This is a genomic window from Clostridium sp. HMP27 (assembly GCF_000765165.1).
Classification (GTDB): Bacteria; Bacillota; Clostridia; order Clostridiales; family Clostridiaceae; genus Clostridium_AK.
The window spans coordinates 202,665-221,899 of the sequence record NZ_JMFY01000034.1 but is presented as its reverse complement, the minus strand read 5'-3'; the positions used below and the strand labels follow the sequence as shown (position 1 = coordinate 221,899).

Annotated in this window: 25 protein-coding genes; 1 reads left to right on the top strand and 24 read right to left on the bottom strand. The window is 28.7% G+C overall.

Going from position 1 to position 19,235, the window contains the following annotated elements:
- Positions 1 to 95: 95 nt before the first annotated feature.
- From DP68_RS15270 to dapF, 15 genes are all read right to left on the bottom strand, one after another.
- Complete coding sequence (locus DP68_RS15270; protein WP_035310992.1) at positions 96 to 512, bottom strand: CD1247 N-terminal domain-containing protein; 417 nt, start codon at positions 510 to 512, stop codon at positions 96 to 98.
- A 67-nt stretch (positions 513 to 579) separates the two neighbouring features.
- Complete coding sequence (efp, locus tag DP68_RS15265) at positions 580 to 1,137, bottom strand: elongation factor P (RefSeq protein WP_035310990.1); 558 nt, start codon at positions 1,135 to 1,137, stop codon at positions 580 to 582.
- A 70-nt stretch (positions 1,138 to 1,207) separates the two neighbouring features.
- A complete protein-coding gene (locus DP68_RS15260) occupies positions 1,208 to 2,275 on the bottom strand; it encodes a Xaa-Pro peptidase family protein (RefSeq protein WP_035310988.1) in 1,068 nt (355 codons plus the stop codon).
- A 217-nt stretch (positions 2,276 to 2,492) separates the two neighbouring features.
- Positions 2,493 to 2,573, bottom strand: a complete 81-nt coding sequence (locus tag DP68_RS19910) for a hypothetical protein (RefSeq protein WP_363330962.1) — start codon at positions 2,571 to 2,573, stop codon at positions 2,493 to 2,495.
- 29 nt (positions 2,574 to 2,602) lie between these two features.
- The gene (locus DP68_RS15255) at positions 2,603 to 3,025 is read right to left on the bottom strand and encodes a hypothetical protein (protein WP_035310986.1); all 423 of its coding nucleotides are present in this window, start codon (positions 3,023 to 3,025) and stop codon (positions 2,603 to 2,605) included.
- Positions 3,015 to 3,473, bottom strand: coding sequence for a hypothetical protein (locus DP68_RS15250; RefSeq protein WP_035310984.1), 459 nt, complete (start codon positions 3,471 to 3,473; stop codon positions 3,015 to 3,017). The genes DP68_RS15255 and DP68_RS15250 overlap by 11 nt, the downstream gene beginning before the upstream one ends.
- Positions 3,470 to 4,207, bottom strand: coding sequence for a hypothetical protein (locus DP68_RS15245; RefSeq protein ID WP_035310983.1), 738 nt, complete (start codon positions 4,205 to 4,207; stop codon positions 3,470 to 3,472). The genes DP68_RS15250 and DP68_RS15245 overlap by 4 nt, the downstream gene beginning before the upstream one ends.
- A gap of 136 nt (positions 4,208 to 4,343) precedes the next feature.
- Positions 4,344 to 4,802: a type II secretion system protein gene (locus DP68_RS15240; protein WP_081957252.1), complete on the bottom strand. Its 459-nt coding sequence runs from the start codon at positions 4,800 to 4,802 to the stop codon at positions 4,344 to 4,346.
- Positions 4,769 to 5,212 carry a prepilin-type N-terminal cleavage/methylation domain-containing protein gene (locus DP68_RS15235; protein WP_035310979.1) on the bottom strand — a complete coding sequence of 148 codons (444 nt, stop codon included), beginning with the start codon at positions 5,210 to 5,212 and terminating at the stop codon, positions 4,769 to 4,771. Before DP68_RS15235 ends, DP68_RS15240 begins: the two co-directional genes overlap by 34 nt.
- Positions 5,196 to 5,633, bottom strand: a complete 438-nt coding sequence (locus DP68_RS15230) for a type II secretion system protein (RefSeq protein ID WP_291549642.1) — start codon at positions 5,631 to 5,633, stop codon at positions 5,196 to 5,198. The genes DP68_RS15235 and DP68_RS15230 overlap by 17 nt, the downstream gene beginning before the upstream one ends.
- Before the next feature lie 36 nt (positions 5,634 to 5,669).
- The gene (locus tag DP68_RS15225) at positions 5,670 to 6,098 is read right to left on the bottom strand and encodes a type II secretion system protein (protein ID WP_035310976.1); all 429 of its coding nucleotides are present in this window, start codon (positions 6,096 to 6,098) and stop codon (positions 5,670 to 5,672) included.
- Between the two features lie 31 nt (positions 6,099 to 6,129).
- Positions 6,130 to 7,314 carry a type II secretion system F family protein gene (locus DP68_RS15220; RefSeq protein WP_035310975.1) on the bottom strand — a complete coding sequence of 395 codons (1,185 nt, stop codon included), beginning with the start codon at positions 7,312 to 7,314 and terminating at the stop codon, positions 6,130 to 6,132.
- A gap of 12 nt (positions 7,315 to 7,326) precedes the next feature.
- Positions 7,327 to 8,772 carry a GspE/PulE family protein gene (locus DP68_RS15215; protein WP_035310973.1) on the bottom strand — a complete coding sequence of 482 codons (1,446 nt, stop codon included), beginning with the start codon at positions 8,770 to 8,772 and terminating at the stop codon, positions 7,327 to 7,329.
- A 103-nt stretch (positions 8,773 to 8,875) separates the two neighbouring features.
- A complete protein-coding gene (locus DP68_RS15210; RefSeq protein WP_035310970.1) occupies positions 8,876 to 9,940 on the bottom strand; it encodes a hypothetical protein in 1,065 nt (354 codons plus the stop codon).
- A complete protein-coding gene (dapF, locus tag DP68_RS15205; RefSeq protein WP_035310967.1) occupies positions 9,940 to 10,764 on the bottom strand; it encodes a diaminopimelate epimerase in 825 nt (274 codons plus the stop codon). Before dapF ends, DP68_RS15210 begins: the two co-directional genes overlap by 1 nt.
- 166 nt (positions 10,765 to 10,930) lie before the next feature.
- On the opposite strand from dapF, the gene DP68_RS15200 reads away from it, so the two are divergent.
- A complete protein-coding gene (locus tag DP68_RS15200) occupies positions 10,931 to 12,664 on the top strand; it encodes an NFACT RNA binding domain-containing protein (RefSeq protein WP_035310964.1) in 1,734 nt (577 codons plus the stop codon).
- A gap of 53 nt (positions 12,665 to 12,717) precedes the next feature.
- On the opposite strand, the gene DP68_RS19750 is transcribed toward DP68_RS15200, so the two are convergent.
- From DP68_RS19750 to DP68_RS15160, 9 genes are all read right to left on the bottom strand, one after another.
- Entirely contained in the window at positions 12,718 to 12,855 is a 138-nt protein-coding gene (locus DP68_RS19750; protein WP_186429993.1) for a hypothetical protein, read from the bottom strand.
- A gap of 32 nt (positions 12,856 to 12,887) precedes the next feature.
- The gene (locus DP68_RS15195; RefSeq protein ID WP_035310961.1) at positions 12,888 to 13,160 is read right to left on the bottom strand and encodes a hypothetical protein; all 273 of its coding nucleotides are present in this window, start codon (positions 13,158 to 13,160) and stop codon (positions 12,888 to 12,890) included.
- A gap of 145 nt (positions 13,161 to 13,305) precedes the next feature.
- Positions 13,306 to 14,628, bottom strand: coding sequence for a uracil permease (gene uraA / locus DP68_RS15190; RefSeq protein ID WP_035310959.1), 1,323 nt, complete (start codon positions 14,626 to 14,628; stop codon positions 13,306 to 13,308).
- Between the two features lie 64 nt (positions 14,629 to 14,692).
- Positions 14,693 to 15,229, bottom strand: coding sequence for a bifunctional pyr operon transcriptional regulator/uracil phosphoribosyltransferase PyrR (gene pyrR, locus DP68_RS15185; protein ID WP_035310958.1), 537 nt, complete (start codon positions 15,227 to 15,229; stop codon positions 14,693 to 14,695).
- A 150-nt stretch (positions 15,230 to 15,379) separates the two neighbouring features.
- Complete coding sequence (locus DP68_RS15180; protein WP_035310957.1) at positions 15,380 to 16,297, bottom strand: RluA family pseudouridine synthase; 918 nt, start codon at positions 16,295 to 16,297, stop codon at positions 15,380 to 15,382.
- Positions 16,287 to 16,742 (bottom strand): signal peptidase II, encoded by a 456-nt coding sequence (gene lspA, locus DP68_RS15175; RefSeq protein WP_035310955.1) that lies wholly within the window; start codon positions 16,740 to 16,742, stop codon positions 16,287 to 16,289. Before lspA ends, DP68_RS15180 begins: the two co-directional genes overlap by 11 nt.
- A gap of 191 nt (positions 16,743 to 16,933) precedes the next feature.
- Complete coding sequence (locus DP68_RS15170; protein WP_035310952.1) at positions 16,934 to 17,557, bottom strand: TraR/DksA C4-type zinc finger protein; 624 nt, start codon at positions 17,555 to 17,557, stop codon at positions 16,934 to 16,936.
- Positions 17,558 to 17,720: 163 nt separating this feature from the next.
- Entirely contained in the window at positions 17,721 to 18,518 is a 798-nt protein-coding gene (gene aroF / locus DP68_RS15165; protein WP_035310950.1) for a 3-deoxy-7-phosphoheptulonate synthase, read from the bottom strand.
- 11 nt (positions 18,519 to 18,529) lie between these two features.
- Positions 18,530 to 19,222: a 5'-methylthioadenosine/adenosylhomocysteine nucleosidase gene (locus DP68_RS15160; RefSeq protein WP_035310948.1), complete on the bottom strand. Its 693-nt coding sequence runs from the start codon at positions 19,220 to 19,222 to the stop codon at positions 18,530 to 18,532.
- Positions 19,223 to 19,235: the final 13 nt, after the last annotated feature.

Sequence of the window (19,235 nt, the reverse complement as noted above, 5' to 3'; positions counted from 1 at the left end):
TATGTTTATCAACAGCCTGAACAAAGCTTGAGTTTATACAAACTCAAGCTTTGTTATAATTAATTAAATATTTTGTATATTTAAAATAAAAATTTTTAGTCCTCTGTGCATTCTCCACAGTGACCATCACATTCAAATTGAAGCGGAATATCTTTGTGGCAATTAGGACAGATTATACTTTCTTTTTCATCTAGTATTCCTGAATCTATATATACTGTTTCACCACAATCTGGGCAAGCAACCTCTACGAACCCATCTATATCCTCTTCATCATAGTCATCATCTTCGTCATCAAATAATTCATCTTCTATGTATGCTAAATTTTCATCCAAATTGTCTACATACTCTTCCATATCTTTTTGAGAATCCTTTAATTCATCTAGCTCATCTGCTATTTCTTCCAATACATCTACTATTTCCCTTATGACTTTACCTTCGTTATCATTTGCATCAATTTTTAGACCATCCATTAAACCTTTTAAATAGGAAACTCTTGACTTAATAGAATCCATTAACATTCACATCCTTTTTTTATTTATTTAATAGCGACATACATAATGTATGTCGCTTAAATAATAATTATACTCTTTCCATGTATTCTCCAGTTCTTGTATCTATTCTGATTACATCTCCTTCATTTACAAATAAAGGCACTGGAATTATCGCTCCTGTTTCTACAGTAGCTGGTTTTAATACGTTTGTAGCTGTATTTCCTTTTGCACCTGGATCAGTTTGAGTTATTTGTAATTCAACAAAGTTAGGAGGTTCTACAGAAAACGCTTCTCCCTTATAGAACTTTATAACTGCAAACATGTTTTCTTTTAAATATTTTATAGCTTCTTCAACTTGACTGTGATTTAATGGAATTTGTTCAAATGTTTCTTGATCCATGAAATAATATAATACTTCATCTGTATATAAATACTGCATTTCTTTTCTTTCAATAACAGCTTCTTGAAGTTTTGCAGTTGGGTTAAATGTTGTTTCAGTAACTCCCCCATTTATAACATTTCTCAATTTTGTTCTTACAAAAGCTGCACCTTTACCAGGTTTTACATGTAAGAATTCTGTTACAGTGTAAACTTGTCCATCTAATTCAAAAGTTGTTCCTTTTCTTATATCTCCTGCTGATATCATTGTAAGTATCCCTCCAAAACTATTAATTCATTTATATTATAACCTTTTAAGGTAAGTTAATACTATAATTTTAAATTGTAATTAAACTTTTAGGTGATTTAGAAAGTATTTCACATCCATTTTCAGTTATAAGAACTAAATCTTCAATTCTTACACCACCAAAATCTGGAATATATATTCCTGGTTCATCTGTAACAACCATACCTGGCTCTAAAACAGTGTTTCCCATTGGACTTACTCTAGGTTCTTCATGTATCTGTCTTCCCACTCCATGCCCTAATCCATGTCCAAAATACTCTCCATATCCTCTTTGTTTTATTATATCTCTTGCTACTTTATCTACATCCGCACCAGTAACACCTGGCTTAAATGCCTTAAGAGCTGCTTCTTGTGCTTCTAGGACTATATTATATATTTCTAACATTTTATCAGTAGCATTCCCCATAACTATTGTTCTGGTCATATCAGAGCAATAATCATTGTAAATACATCCAAAATCTAATGTAAGGAAATCTCCCATCTTTATAACCTTTTCTGTAGGCTGCCCATGAGGAAGAGATGATCTTTCACCAGATGCAACTATAGATGGAAAAGAAAGTCCACTCCCACCAAATCTTTTTAGCCAATATTCAAGTTCTACTCCAACTTCCCTTTCGGTCATACCTGGTTTTACAAATTGAAGTATCTTTGCAAAAGCATTATCTGCAATAGCAGCTGCTCTTTTTATAGCTGATATTTCATCACTATCTTTTATTAGTCTTAATCTTTCTACCATACCTTCCATAGGTATAAGTTCACATTTAAACTTTGCTTTATATGTACTATACTCTTTAAATGTAAGTATGTCTTCTTCAAATCCTAAAGTTCTTATATTTAGTTCATCTATTACTTCATTTAGATAATCTGCTATAACTCCTTTATATTGCCTTACTTCATAATATTCTACTTGTGACTGAGCTTGCTCTGTATACCTTGAATCTGTAATAAATATCCCTTTATCTAATGTAAGTATTGCAAAACTTTCATCACCAGTAAAACCAGTCATGTAATTTCTATTTGGATTACTTATAAGTAAAACTGCATCTATTCCCTTTTTCTTAATAAGTTCTCTTAACTTTTCTATCCTTTGTTGTAACATTACCTATGCACCTCCATAAGTCCTTTTCGCGCAACAATGATATTTTATCAAAAGTTGTGATTATTTGCAAATAATAATGATAAATATTTCATGTTTCAATACTTACTTATGTAAATTAGTATCTTCTATGTTCTTAATTACATACTCTGCTACAGCTTGTTTCCCAAGCGTTTTTGTATTAATTATTATATCTGGATTCTTGTAAATATTTATTCTTCTATGAAGATAATTTTTTAGCTAATACACCAGCTATGGTAGTTTTTCCACTTGCCGGCATACCTGTTAATATTATGTTCATGTATTGCGGCCTTTATTCAACTTATAAATTTATATTTTAAATGCAATACGTAACTCTGACTGAACTTTGGATATATTATTATAAATATGAATATAGTTTATATCCTGAAAACTTTTTTCCTTAGTAGTTTTTTCAATAAATTCTCTAAGTTCCCAAAGCGTTCCTATATAAGACACACTAACTTCTAATACATTTCTACTGTCATCTTTTATTACCTTTGATAATATGCAGTTTTTCTCTTTACTAATTTTTTCTAGAATTTCGCTACAGTTTTCTTCTTTATGTTTGGAATTACTCATCAATGTCAAGTATAAAGAGTTATTTTTACTAATTACATTTTTATAGTATATTATATAACTTATATTTATACATACATTATAACTCATATATATTATAATGCACAAAGGTAAAGCGAATTTTATTACAATATCCCTGTAATTGCTATTTTTCATCTTTTTTCATCCCTACCCTATAATATGTTCCTTTTTCATTTTGTGTTGGTACTCCTATATAATTTATTTTAAATCCTTTTATCTTTTCAAGTAATTTCAAATTATCTGTGTAACTTTTTTTATCCACATATTTGAAATCAATGAATATACTATCATTTTCCAATGTTATTTCCGAATAATTAATACTTTTAGGTAATTTTGTGTCGAGTGTTTGTATAATTTCAAAATTATATTTATCATATTCAGATGTAACTAAACTCCCTATTTTATCAGCTATTTCTTTATTTTTACTACTTAAAGAGTTCCTATTAATAAGTGTAACCATGAAGATTAAAGAACTTAATATTAAAATTATTTCTAGAATAATCATTATAGTTTTATATAATTTAATCAGTCTATTTCTTCTTATTTTTATATACCATGAAGGTGTAAAATTTAATTCAGTCACACTTTTAACCTTCTTTCCATATATGCATTAAATTCTTGTTTATTAATAGTTCCTAAATCAATACATATATGTTTTTTATCTAGCGGCTTTAAGTATTCTTTTTCAATATTTACCACATATATATTTGTATTATTCATAGATATATCTTTTTCACAACATTCTTTCAAAAAATCTTCTAAAATGCAGCTTAGATTTATTTTATCTGATAATAGCTTTAAAGTTTTAGTAGCGACAATACATTTTTCCTTACATGCAACCAAATATAAGTTGTCCTCATAATTACACATAAAAACAAATTGTCTCTGAAGGATATGTTTACTAAAATATTCTAAAAAGATATTTTGTATAATCCATACTGCCTTTAAATTGTTTTTCAAAGCAATATCTTTTATCTTGCTTATTCCATTACAATTCAAACAAAAGATCATTATCTCTAGAGTATTTTTACTTTCTCCATATATATAGTAGGAATAACACATATTAGTAATATCTTTAAAATAGTAAATAATTTCCCTTTCTATCATTTGCTCTAATATATATTTATCTTTTACATTTGGAAGGGTAAATCTTTTTATGAAAACTTCTTCTCCCTTTACCAAAACATAAATATTTCTTCTTTTGATATTTACATATTTTATTTGTTCTAATGGTATAACCTCTTCCCCTTCTCCTTTATCCTTTTTACAATAAAAACATTTACTATCTAACTCCACAAGTTTATTCTTCTTTAACAACTATATTTCACCTACCTTTATTAATACACTTCTATATACTTTATATAATGATTAATATTTACAGCTCTCATGCACTGAAGCTTAAACATATAAAATCCTATCAAAATACAAACTGTACATATTAACATTGTATAAATTAAGATAAAACCTCTGCTCCTCTTTTGCCAAAACACCTTTCATATTCATCTCCGTATTTATCTATTATTTTTATATAAATCACATTACCTTTTTCATCAACGTCAAATCCTTTTATACTATACATAATATTATTATAATTTGTAGGATACTCAGTATCATAAGCTATGATAAGGGTACTTCCATAAAGTTCAATAAAACTTTGTCTATCAGAGATAAGCTTTATCATACTTCTTCCATACTTACTTGTCTTCTCTACACTTGTACTTTTACTAATTTTATATTCTATAAATATAAAAGCTTCGTTTATATAAAACTCTTCTAAATCTTTATTTACCTCCAAGTAATAAAGCTTACTGTTTAACACCAAACTTTTTATTCCTATTAAACTTATAGTTCCTATTAAAGCCAATGATATTATTAGCTCTATAAGGGTAAAGCCTCTTTTTCTCCTCGCCATACTGTCCTTATATTTATCTTTTCTTGTGGATAATATAGTTTAATAGAAATTATATAGTTTTCTTCTTCTTCATTTAGCATTAATTCTATATAAGCCTTGGTGTTCGGAGGTGAAGATTTTATTATTTCATTTAGCCTATTTTCTTTTAGAATATCTACCTTGAAATCACTTTCACCAATATATAGTTTCTTATTTTTCAAAGACGTGAGATTTTTAAATTCTAAATTGTATACTAAATTATTTTTTAATGCTTCTGTAAAATAAGAATACCTTTGTAAGTTATCATTGTAGTTTTTTATTCTTAAACTATTTACTATCATTGATGTATTCACAGTTATCGTTATAGATAATATAGATATACTGCACAATACTTCTATGATTGAAAAACCTTTTTTATTTGATTTGAACATGGGCTGTCCCCACACATAATGAAAGTACATGCTCTTCCTCCATCCTATCTAAATATTTAATTGTACAAGCACTTGTGGTAAATCCTAAGTTATCTATCAAAATAATACTGTCATACGCATTTATATACGTAAATCTAAAATTACTAGGGATACTATACCTATATATCGGTATACCGCTACAGCTTAGAACTATAGTACCACTACCCTTATTAAATTTTAATGAACCAGTTATATTATTTTCTCTGCAATACTGTTTTGAATTATTTATTATATTTACTATAGAGTTATTACAAAACTTATAATCCACCCCATTTTGTAATTTAACAAAGTAATTATGTTTAAATATTCCATAGGATATTAAAATTCCTATTATGCTCATAACCATTAATGTTTCTATTAAAGTAAAACCTTTCTTAATCATTCTCAATACTTAGTTCGCCTCTTAACCGAAATTATTCTATAACTCATTATTGTCTTCACTTGTATTATCATCCGATGGACTTAATTTATAATTGTTCTTTTTAGGGTCTATAACAAAGGAATATTTTCTATTTTCCAACATAAAACTTATTGTAAGTATATCATCACTTGGTACAGCAGATAAACTTGATACATCCCCTACAAGCTCTACAATATCTTGTTCTATTTGTTCTCCATCAAATTTGCCTCCCCTTTCTCCATAACTAGCCATAGCTGCAGTGTATATTTGTTGCGCTTCATTTTCAGCTTTTAAATTCTTAGCTTTTGTCATATATCCATTAAATTTTGGAAGCATAAAACTCATAAGTATAAGTGCTATTGATATAACTATTAAAAGCTCTATTAACGTAAAGCCTTTCTTTACACCTCTCTTACAAATGATATTTTCCATACTTTTTTTATTCATTTTTACTATCTCCTCCTTAATTTAACTTAATTTAATAAGCTATTAAATCCATAATATTTATCATAGGAATCAAAAGTCCTACAACTATACTTCCTACCATGAAAGAAACTATAATTATCATCACAGGTTCTAAATATATGGATAACTTATCTACTTTCTCATAAATTTCTTGTAAATACATATCTGCTACCTTAAGCAACATTTCTTCTATATTTCCCGCTTCTTCTCCTACTTCTAACATGATAATCTTTTCTTTATCAATTAAATTCAATTCTCCAAAAGCTTCTGAGATTGCTTCTCCACTTTTAAGTTTATTTAGCACTTCTAATATCTTTTGTTTTAAAAATGTACTGCTTAATGAACATTGAAGCTTCTCCAAAGAACTCAATATATCTATGCCAGATGACAATAAAAAGCCAAGATAATAGAATATTTTTTGGAGTTCATAATTCCTAAACAAATTGCCTAAATACGGCATTTTGTACACTACTCCTTTGCAATCTTTTATTTTATTAATTAATTTCGACCCAATTCCTATAGATGTAAAAATTAAAATTGCTATAATGAAAAAGGTATTGTTATATGCTACTTGGAATACAAAAATTATAAACTTTGTATATGTAGGTATTTCCCCACCAAGATCTTTTAAGGTTTGTAAAAATTCAGGAAGTATATTTGTTATAAGAAATGATGTAATGCATATTGACGTTATAAAAACTATGAAGGGATATATAAATGCTTTTTTTATTTTTTGTATAAGTTTCATCTCTTCTTTATAATGCATTGCTAGATTGTTCAATATTTCTTCAAGCTTTCCACTTTGTTCTCCAGCAAACATCATCTCTATAAAAAGTGATGGATATATTTTTTCTTGAAGCTTTAAAGAAGAATAAAGACTTTCCCCCTTTAAAATAGCCTCATATATTTCAATCAAGCTTTCCTTTAACTTTTTATTTTTAGTCTTATCTGACATTAAATTTATAGCTTGAATTAAATTTATTCCTGACTTTAATAACATTTCAAGGCTTTTACATAACATATATAAAGTATTCTTGTTTATTTTTCTATTAAAATTCCAAAAATGGACTTTCTTTTTATAACCTAAAAGGTACCATCCATTTTTTCTTAAATCGCATTCAAGCTCTTCAATATCTTCACCCTTAAATATACCTTTTTTATATTTACCATCTAATTTTTGGGCTTTATAACTATACATATTTTCACCCACCTATACTTTTTTCACTTCATTAAGACTTGTAACTCCTAAACTTACAAGACTTAATGCATTTTCCTTGAGAGGTATATGATGTAGTGAAGTATTATACTTATTAAATTCATCTATGGAAAAGTTCCTAGCAATTATCTTTTTATGATTTTCATCCATTTTGATAGCCTCATAGATTACAGTTCTTCCACTGTAACCAGTTCCGCTACAGTATGGACATTCACCCCTATTCCCCATATCCTTACAGTGGGAACATAGTTTTCTTACAAGTCTTTGAGATATAATTCCCACAAGTGCATCTGATACTAAATAGGGTGGAACCTTCATATCTAAGAGTCTTAAAACTGACGAAGCTATGTCACTAGTATGTAACGTAGAAAAAACCAAATGCCCTGTTATTGCTGCCCTCACTGCTATTTGTGCCGTTTCTTCATCTCTTATTTCTCCTACCAATATCATATCTGGATCTTGTCTTAAAATGCTTTTTAAACCAGTTGCAAAAGTAAGTCCTGTTTTATTATTTACATTTATTTGATTTATATCTTTCACATAATACTCTACAGGATCCTCTATAGTAATTATATTTTTGTGTTCCTTATCTATCTCGTTTATCATTGAATACAGAGTTGTAGTTTTGCCACTACCTGTAGGCCCTGTAACGAGTATCATTCCATAAGGAATATTTAGAAAACTCTTTATTAGTTGTATACCCTTATTATCAAATCCCAGCTTTGAAAGAGATATATTTTCACTATCTTTATAGAGAATTCTTAAAGCCAATTTTTCTCCATAAATTGTTGGCATACTTGATACTCTTATATCATAAATTTTAGAATTTGCTTTATACTCAAATTTCCCATCTTGAGGTATCCTCTTTTCTGTAATATCTAAATTACTTAATATCTTTATTCTTATTGTAATTTGATTAAATATGTTCTTTGGTATCTCCTGTACCCTATATAAAACCCCATCTATTCTAAATCTTATAGTAACATTATGGTTATTAGGTTCTAAGTGTATATCACTTGATTTCTTAAGTATAGCTTCAGTTATAATATAGTTTAAAATTTTTATAATTGGTGAATTTAAATTTTCCTTTTTAATAAGTTGATTTTTGTTCTCTTCTGCTTCATTTAATTTATATACTGTCTCTTGTGCTTCTTTTACTTCATAATTTTTATATATTAAATTTAAAACTTTTTCTTTATCTCCTTTAAATGCTTCTATTTTCTTTTTAGAAATAAACTTTAGTTCTTCTATTGTATAAGCATTCAAATCCTCTGCCGAAATCAACTGGAGCTTATCTTGAGCAATTTTAAAGGGCAATATTGAGTATCTACGAGATATATCCATAGGTATAAGCTTAAGTGCTTCACTACTTATTTTCAGCGTATCTACATCTATATACCTTAATTCCAAATCACTCACCACCTTTCCTTTATTATCCATTTAAGATACTATCCATTATTCTTAGAAATAATCATATAAAACAAAAAAGTGACTTTATTTATACAATTCTTTAAAAATTATATAAATGAGTCACTTCATTTAATTATTCACTTATTATTTTATAGTATGACGGTTCCTCAGAAATTAATACGTTAGAATCTTCATCTTCATTATATATAAACACATCATTTTTTAATTTATCATCTTCGGAATATCCTAGATAATATATAAATCCTCTATCATCTATTGCTAATCCTCCATTAGGATCTAGTGATTTAGGGAACTCATAATTTACCTTGTTTAAACTTAAATCATCTAGAGATAATTTAAACAAATTAGCTTCTTCTCCATTTTCAGCTGCAATCATAAATATTTCTTTTTGTTTTTCATTATATATTCCATCATATATGATTTCAAAACTTATATCCAATTTTTTTAGCGAGTTATCACTCTTACTATATATCATTAAATTATTTGATTCTCCATTATCTAACAACATAAGTATGTTATCCTTATAAGGGATAAAAAATTTACAATATCCATTAAGTAGAGGTGTGTATAATGTTTCCTCTTCATTTTTTATATTGTATTTGAAAATATTTACCCCTTTGTCATCTGATGCCCCATAGTATAATATTTCATCTTCATTTAGCCATGTATATAAACTTCCAGATACCAATGTTTGATTATTAATTAGAATAGGTTTATTCATCCTTATATCATATATTTTAAGTCCTTCTGCACTATCAAATGAATCTTCTTTAAAGCTTCTATATGCTAAATAGTTAGCATTAGGGGATAACTTCATATCCTCAGCAGTATAAAAATCCTGTAAAACTTTTTCTCCATTTAAACTCAATATCTTAATAATACTTTTATTAAAATTTTCCCCTTTAGAAATTATCTCTTTAAATACATATATATTGTTTTTGTTATTATATTTTATATCACTTATATTTTTTAGTTTCTCTATGCTTTTTAAAGATAGTTCTTTTTCCTGAAAAACACTTATATTATTTTCTTCACTTCTTAATATAGAAACTTTAGAATACTTAGGTAAAATCACCTGGGGAACATTGTCATTTACTTTATTTCTATTACAAGAACAAGTAACTATCACTAAAAATATTAGTGTTACTAACAAAATATATCTTTTAATAAGCGTCATTACTCTAATTTATACTCTCCTACAAATATTGTTTCAGCAGGTCCCTTCATAAACACTCCTAAAGGGTCAACTTCTATGTCAAGTATTCCTCCTGGCAACTCTACTCGCACTTTTGAACTTACAATTCCTAATTTATTACATGCAACAACAGATGCACAGCTCCCTGTACCACAAGCTAAAGTAGGACCTGCTCCTCTTTCCCAGGTCTTTACTTTGATATTTTCTCTGTCTATAATCTCACAAAAGTTAATATTCGTTCCGTTTGGAAATAATTTGTATTTTTCTATATTTTTTCCTTCTGTTACGTCAAAATTCTCCAATTTACCTATTATAATTGTATGAGGCACACCCATAAGTAATGAAGTTATTGTATAAGTTTTATCATTTACCTGTATCTCTTTTTCTATTATTTCATCATCGCTATTTGCTGGAATATCCTCAGGTTTGAAAGAAGGATTTCCCATATCTATCTTTATAGTAACTGCTTTATCATTACTAACTTCTAAGAACGCTTCTTTAATTCCGTCCCCTGTCTCTATTTTCATACTTTTTTCTTTTACTATATTATTATCATATACATACTTTGCAAAGCATCTTATTCCATTTCCGCACATAGATGCATAAGACCCATCTGCATTAATTATTATCATTTGTATAGGTGCTATGGTACTTTTAGTTACAATAATAAGCCCATCTGCCCCTACTCCAAAATGTCTATCGCATAACTTCTTAGCTATATCTCCATAATTCTCTTTATATATACCATCAATATCTTCAATAACGACAAAATCATTCCCATTTCCATGCATTTTAACAAATTTCATAATTTATACCTCCTAAAAAATATCAGAAATAGTTTACTACTTTACGTAAATAATATCAATAATTAAATATATCTTTATTTTAAATTTTTATAATGTTATACTATATACTACGAGAAAAGGCCATAATTTACCTTTACTCATACATTGTTTTGAAAGGATGATTACTTTGGCATTAGACGGTATTTTTTTATATAGCCTCGCCCAAGAATTTAAGGATAAAATTATTGGAGGTAAGGTAGAAAAAATAAATCAACCCGAAAAAGATGAATTACTATTATCCATAAAAAAGGATAGAGTAATTTTTAAGCTTCTTATAAGTGCTAGTGCTGTGTATCCTAGAATTCATTTTACAGATATAACAAAAGAAAATCCCATGTCTCCGCCTATGTTTTGTATGCTTTTAAGAAAATATTTGACTAGTTCTAGAATTGTAGATGTCAGACAGCTTGAATCGGATAGAGTATTATTTTTGGATTTTCAAAGCAAAGATGAATTTGGTTTTGACAGCATTTATACTTTAGTAATTGAAATAATGGGAAGACATAGCAATGTAACTTTAGTACGTGCTAAAGACAATATGATAATGGATAGCATAAAACATGTTACTCCAGATATAAATAGCATTAGATGTCTTTATCCTGGAATAAAGTTTGTATATCCACCTTCTTCAGAAAAATTAAATCCTTTTAATTATACATACGAAGATTTATCTAAATTTGTTACCGAATCAGAACTAAAAGTAGATAAGAATTTCTTCTCTAAAGTATTTACAGGAGTAAGCACTGGATTTTCTAAAGAATTACTCAATAGATTAACTTTAGAAAATATTACTCTTTCTTTAGAAAACTTAAATGTTATTAATGATTATATATATGATGTGTTTAATAATTTATATAATAAAAACTTTTATTTTGCAACATATTCTCTGGAAAATCGTTTAAAAGATTTTCACTGCATCAAGTTAACTTATATGAATGACTATGATTATATAGAATATAATTCTCCTTCAAAGCTTTTAGATAAATACTATGCTGAAAAGGATAAAGAAGATAGATTATCTAGTAGGTCATCTAACTTACAAAAACTTGTAAATACAAATTTAGACAGATGCTTAAAAAAATTAGATATACTTAAAAACAACTTAAAAGAGTGTGCAGAAAAGGATACGTATAGAATATTCGGAGAACTTTTAACCGCCAACATATATAATATAAAACCAGGCAGTGAAACTATAGAAGTTTTAAATTATTATAGTGAAGATGGGGAGTTTGTTAAGATAAAACTAGATCCAAATAAGTCCTCTTCTCAAAACATACAAATGTATTTTAAAAAATACAATAAATTAAAAAAATCTGAAGAAGCTGCATCAATACAAATAGAGAGCACTAAAGATGAAATTAGATATCTACAATCTGTACTCACAAACATACTAAATATTGAGGATTACAATAGCATTGATGAAATTAAAAATGAGCTTATGGAAACTGGATATATAAAATTCAAGAAAGATTCCAAAAGGAAGGATAAAAAAAGTAAGCCCATGCATTTCATATCCTCTGATGGTATAGATATATATGTAGGTAAAAACAATATTCAAAATGACTTTTTAACTCTAAAATTTGCTGATAAAAATGACCTATGGCTTCATACAAAGGAAATTCCAGGTTCACATGTAATTATAAAGCATAAGGGAAATTTACCTGAAACAACATTAGATGAAGCAGCGAATTTAGCAGCTTATTATAGCAAGGCTAAAGATTCTTCTAAAGTTGCTATAGATTATACTGAAGCTCGCCATGTTCATAAGCCAAACGGTGCAAAACCTGGTATGGTCATATATTATACAAATAAAACTATATATATAACTCCTGAAAAACCAAACTTAAAAAAGCTTCAATAAAATTATTGAAGCTTTTTATATATTAACTATTAAATTAATACATTCTTATAACACTATTTTTCCAATCGTTTAAAATATATATATACATTCATAGTTTGTATAGCTTTATATGATAAGAATATAAAAGCCATCTTTGCCATTATAGTAACTATTGGATCTAAATATGTAAAGAATTCCATAAGGTTATTCATATATTTCCTCCATATATTACAGCTTATATTTTCTATCTTTTTTCTACTTCTAATTCTTCAATCTCAAATTTATCAAAATCTATTTCTTCAATAAAATTATTTTCATCAAAAGAAGTTTTATTTCTGTTATTGTATTCTTCTAAATTGTGATTAAGCCAGTAAGGTTTAGCAACATCCATTTCCTTGCATATTTCCGTTACTGCTTCTTTTAAAGCTTCTTGATATGTATCTTTTATTACAAGTTCAATTACTTTATCTTTAATTATTTTATTATCTTTTATGAGTTTCCCCCAAATTCTTAACATTAGCTACCTCCTAAATATAGATTATATATCATCATTTATTCATTTTATAATAAATTTTTAATTATTACCATAATAAAATAACTTAAAAAGGAAGTTTGCATTCGCAAACTTCCCTAACTTTACTATCTAGCATCTTATTTCTAACTTATACTGCCTTTGATTCTTTATCATCTAATGAATTGGGTACTTCTTCTTCTGATTTACTCACTTTAGGAAGTATTATATTTAATATTATTCCCACTAAAGTTGCAAGAGCTACACCTGCTATTTCTACAGGAGCTCCATTTACTGTAAACTTAATTGCTGCTCCACCTATACCTAAAACTATTATAACAGATGATATAACCAAATTCCTTTTTTTGCTAAAATCAACCTTATCTTCTACAAACACTCTAAATCCTGAAGAAGCTATTATTCCAAAGAGTAGTATGCTTACTCCTCCCATTATAGGCATTGGCATAGTTTGTATTATGGCTGCTACAGGTCCTATAAAGGAAAGTATAATTGCAAGTATTGCAGCCCCTCCTATTACCCATACACTATATACTCTAGTTATAGCCATAACTCCTATATTTTCTCCATAAGTTGTATTTGGAGGACCTCCTGCAAGTCCAGCAAATATTGTAGCTACTCCATCACCAAGTATTGATTTGTGCAGACCTGGATCTTTAGTAAAATCTTTTCCAACCACATTATTAACTACGTAAACGTGACCTATGTGTTCTGCCAGTGTAACAAATGATACTGGTGCCATAAGTATCATTGCATTTAAATTAAACTTTGGAGCCATAAAAGGTGGTAGTTGGAATAATGGTGCTTGTAAAATCTTATTTATACTTTCATCCGGAACTGCTCCTAACATAAAAGCAGCTATATATCCTGTTATCATTGCTATAAGTATAGGAATTACCCCTAAAAATCCTTTGAAGTACATAGTTCCAAGCACACCAACACCTAAAGTTATCATTGAAACTGCAATCCACGCCCATCTTGGCACGCCTTCCATAGAAGGAGAGGTAAATGCTTCATTAAGGCCTGCCCAGTTTATTGCGACACCTGCAAGTCCTAATCCTATAACTATAACTACAGCTCCAACTACTACTGGAGGCAGTAATTTATTTATCCAATTTGTCCCAGTATAACTAATTATTAATGATACAATCACATACACGATACCTGCTGCTATAACTCCTGAAAGCATTGCTTGTTTTCCGTATGCAGAAGATGCAACTGTCATCGGTCCAATGAATGCAAAGGACGAACCAATGTATGAAGGTAATTTTGCCTTAGTACATAAAATATATAAGAGCGTTCCAACACCACTAGCAAAGAGTGCTATAGATGGACTCATACCTGTAAGCATAGGTACAAGTATAGTAGCTCCTACCATTGCAAATAAGTGCTGAAAACTTAATGGTATTGTCTTTAGAATAGGTAACTTTTCATTTACATCTACATAATTTTTCATTTATTTTCCCCCTTTTTAGCCTCTCTGGGCTAATTTAAAAGTATATAGTAGCTTTATACAAAGCTTATACTTCATAAATTTTTACTGAATCTTCTCCATCTATTTCACTTACTGCTACTGAAACTATTTCTTCGTGGGATGTAGGTATATTTTTTCCCACATAATCTGGTCTTATAGGAAGCTCTCTATGACCTCTATCTACCATAACTGCAAGCTGTATCATATTAGGTCTTCCATTATGAAATATTGCATCTATAGAAGCTCTTACTGTTCTTCCTGTATATACTACATCATCAACTATAATTACTTTCTTACCCTTAATTTCAACTTCTATTTTATCATTATTTATATTTGGATCCTCATTTAAAGTAGTTAAATCATCTCTATACAATGTAATATCTACACTGCCTACTGGAACCTTAACACCTTCAAATTCTTCAATATTTTTAGCTATTCTTTGTGCAAGAGGTACCCCTCTTCTCTTTACTCCTATTAAAACAATATCTTCTACACCTTTATTCTTTTCTATAATTTCATGTGCTACCCTAGCTAATGCTCTTTTCATTGCCTTGTCATCTAAAATAACTGCTTTTAATTCCATTTTTTAACCACCTTTCACAAAATATAAAAAAGCGCCTTGATCTGTGAATCAAGACGCACTTATACTCTACTATCTATATCGCGCCTTATGATCTCACAGGACCACTTAAAGGAAACTTATTTCTACAATTAGAATATCATTAATTTAATATTATTTCAACTGTTTTTCTAAAATATCTAATACATTTTTAAAGTAACTTGGAATATCACACTGAAATTCAATATATTCATTAGTTTTGGGATGTATAAATCCAAGCTTTTGTGCATAAAGCATTTGACCTTCCAAATTGAATTTTTGCTTTTTGTATCCATATACGGGATCGCCCACTAATGGATGACCAATATGACACATATGTACTCTTATTTGATGAGTTCTTCCTGTTTCCAACTTACACTGTACTAAGGTGTGCTCTTTAAATCTTTTAATTACCTTATAATGAGTAACTGCTCTTCTACCACTAGGTACTATTGCAATTTTTATCCTTTCCTTCGGATGTCTTGCAAGCGGTGCATCTATAGTTCCTTCATCTTCCTTTATTATTCCTTCAACTAGCGCTAAGTACACTCTAGTAATTGAATGTTCTTTAAACTGCTCTGACAACTTATTATGAGCATTATCATTTTTAGCAACAACAAGTATTCCCGAAGTATCTTTATCTATTCTATGAACTATTCCAGGTCTTGCAACTCCATTAATTCCGGACAAATCACTACAGTGATTTAAAAGAGCATTAACTAAAGTACCTTCATAATTTCCTGGAGCAGGGTGTACTACCATCCCCTGAGGTTTATTTACTACTATAACATCACTATCTTCATAAATTATATCAATAGGTATATCTTCTGGTTCTATATTAACATGAGTAGGATCAGGAATATTTACTTGTACTTCATCTCCTACTCTCAGTTTATAATTACTTTTTTTAATATTAGAGTTTACTAAAACCTCTTCTTTTTCAATAAGTCCTTGTATAAAAGATCTGGATTTTCCATCGAAGTTTTCTGTCAAAAACGTATCGAGTCTTTTACTTTTATTTTCTTCAGTTATTAAAAATTTTCTATTCTCCATTTTTCTCTTCCTTTATAACATAAAGTGCTAACAAAGCTGTTCCCATTGTCACAAATATATCTGCAACATTAAATGTAGGGAAATAATACATATCTTTATAATGTAATAATATAAAATCTACTACGTATTTATAATAGACTCTATCAATGAGGTTTCCTATAGCCCCACTTATGATAAAAGCTAAAGATAATCTTAATATCAACGATTGTGGCTTGTATTTAAATAAATAAAATAATATACCTATTGCAATTACAAATGTAATTATAGCTAAGAATATAGTCTTATCTCTAAATATCCCAAAAGCCGCTCCCGTATTTTCTAAGTACGAGAATTGAAAGAAATTTTTTATTATTATTAAATCCCTTCCTATAGCAAGGTCTTTAAGAGCCCACATTTTAGTTATTCTATCTAATATAACTCCTAAAATTATTATAATTATTTCCATTGACACCCTACCCCCTTTGACAATTAGCAATAAAAATACTAACTATTAAAGTAAGAAATTTATAATATTACTTATAAATTTCTTACTTTAATAACCTATAGAACCTTACAACATTTTTATAGCTTAATCTATATCAATTATTTTAGATATTTCCTCAATATATGCACCATTATTTATTTGATAATTAATATTTACTCTATAGTTTTTCTATATTGTTCGTTACTTATAGTGTCTACTATATCTACAATACCTTCATGGTCTTCATAATAGTCATCTTCAAATATATTTTCTCTTTTATTGAAAAATCCTACATCATCATAAGAGTCCATTCCATCAAAAGCAGCCTCATCATAATCATTAATTGTATAATCAAAATTTTGGATTACCTTTTCTTCTATAGGCCTATTCTTAGGTTGAAAAGCACGACTATTTAGTTTTACGTTAAACCCACTATGATTGAGGCTTTGACAATTTACACAGTACTCTGCATAAGGTACAAATTCCAATCTCTCCTCATTTATATCTTTTCCACATTCCTGGCATTTCCCATAGGTTTCATCCTTTACACGATCTAATGCATCATTTATCTTATTTAATATACTTATCTCATTTCCCTTTAAAGCCAATCCTCTTTCTTTGTCATATACCTCACTTGCTAAATCTGAAGGATGATTGTCATATAGTGAAAGTTCAGTTAAAAAGGATACATTGGAATCTATAGTATCATTTCTCTTCATTAAATGTAATGTTTCTATTACATCATCTTTTTCTTTCTCAAGCTTTTTTCTAAAATAATCTAACTCAGATTTATCCATAACTATAATTATCCCCTTTCTCCTTAAGGATGAATTTTTATAACTATAGTTATTTTATCTTTAATAAATTAAATTATTCTTGTAAAATCCTTAAAGCAATTTATGGTTCTTTAAACAGACTTTCTTTATAAGTAAATTGATTTCAAACTCATATTTTAGCAATCTATAAAAGTTCTTTATTATTAATTTTACTTATAATATTCTTTAAGGTTTCCATAGAAATCGTTTCTCTAGAATCTGAAACAGAATTATCTGGATGTATATGGCTTTCTATCATAAGTCCATCAGCTCCCACAGCTAAAGAGGCCATACTCATGGGTAAAACAAGTTCTCTCAGTCCAGTTCCATGACTTGGATCAACTATTATAGGTATTCTATATTTTTGTCTTATCACCGCTACACTATTTAAATCCAAAGTATTTCTTGTATAACTTTCAAATGTTCTTATTCCTCTTTCACAAAGAACTACATTCATATTGCCTTCTGCCATGATATATTCCGCTGCATAAATCCACTCTGCTAAAGTTGCACTCATACCCCTTTTTAAAAGTACAGGCTTATTGGTTTTTCCCACTTCTTTTAAAAGGCTATAATTGTACATATTTCTAGAGCCTATTTGAATCATATCTATGTACTTTATTCCTTCTTCTACATCACGAGTATCCATTATTTCGGATACCACTGGAAGCCCTGTAACTTTACTTACTTCATTTAGTATCTTCATACCTTCAAATTTTAGACCTTGAAAGGAATACGGTGAAGTTCTTGGTTTAAAAGCTCCACCTCTTAACATATGAACACCTAAATCTTTTAATGTCTTTCCAATTTTAATCATAGTATCATAATCTTCTACAGCGCATGGTCCAGACATTATTATTTTTTCACTTCCACCTATCTCGATATCTTTTACTCTTACTTTTATCCTTTCACCATTTTTTATGTCTACCAATAAATTTTCCATTCCTTTATCACCTACATAGTTTCTATCATATTCTTAAGAATACCTATAGAATTTTTTACAGCTATTGGTTTAAACTTTTCATATTCTATATGTGCTCCATTATTAGCATTATCAGATGCAGATCTTATTATTACAAAAGGCACATTATTTAAATGGCAAACTTGAGCAATACTTCCACCTTCCATTTCACATGCAAGAGCGCCAAACTCTTCACTTAGCCAAATAATTTTTTCCCTATCAGCTATAAATTGATCTCCTGTAACTATTCTCCCCACAAAACATTTACATTCACTTACTTTTTCACAAGCTGCTTTTGCTTTTAAAACTAATTCATCATGACATTTAAAATCAAATGTATCCATTCTAGGAATTTGTCCTTTTCTTTCTCCAAATGCAGTTGAATCGCAATCATGTTGTACTAAACTATCTGCAATAACTACATCCCCAGGAAGTACATCCTTTCCTACCCCTCCTGCTACTCCAACATTTATAACTTTATCAACATTAAATTCATCTATAAGTATTTGTGCGCATACTGCTGCATTTACCTTACCTATACCACTCTTAACAACAACCACATCATGCGCCCATATTTTTCCTAGGTTAAATTCCATTTGTGCTTTACTAAGCTTTCTTTCTATACTCATTTCATTTATGATTGGCTCTACTTCCTCAATCATTGCTCCTATTATTCCTATTATCATAATTATTTCCTCC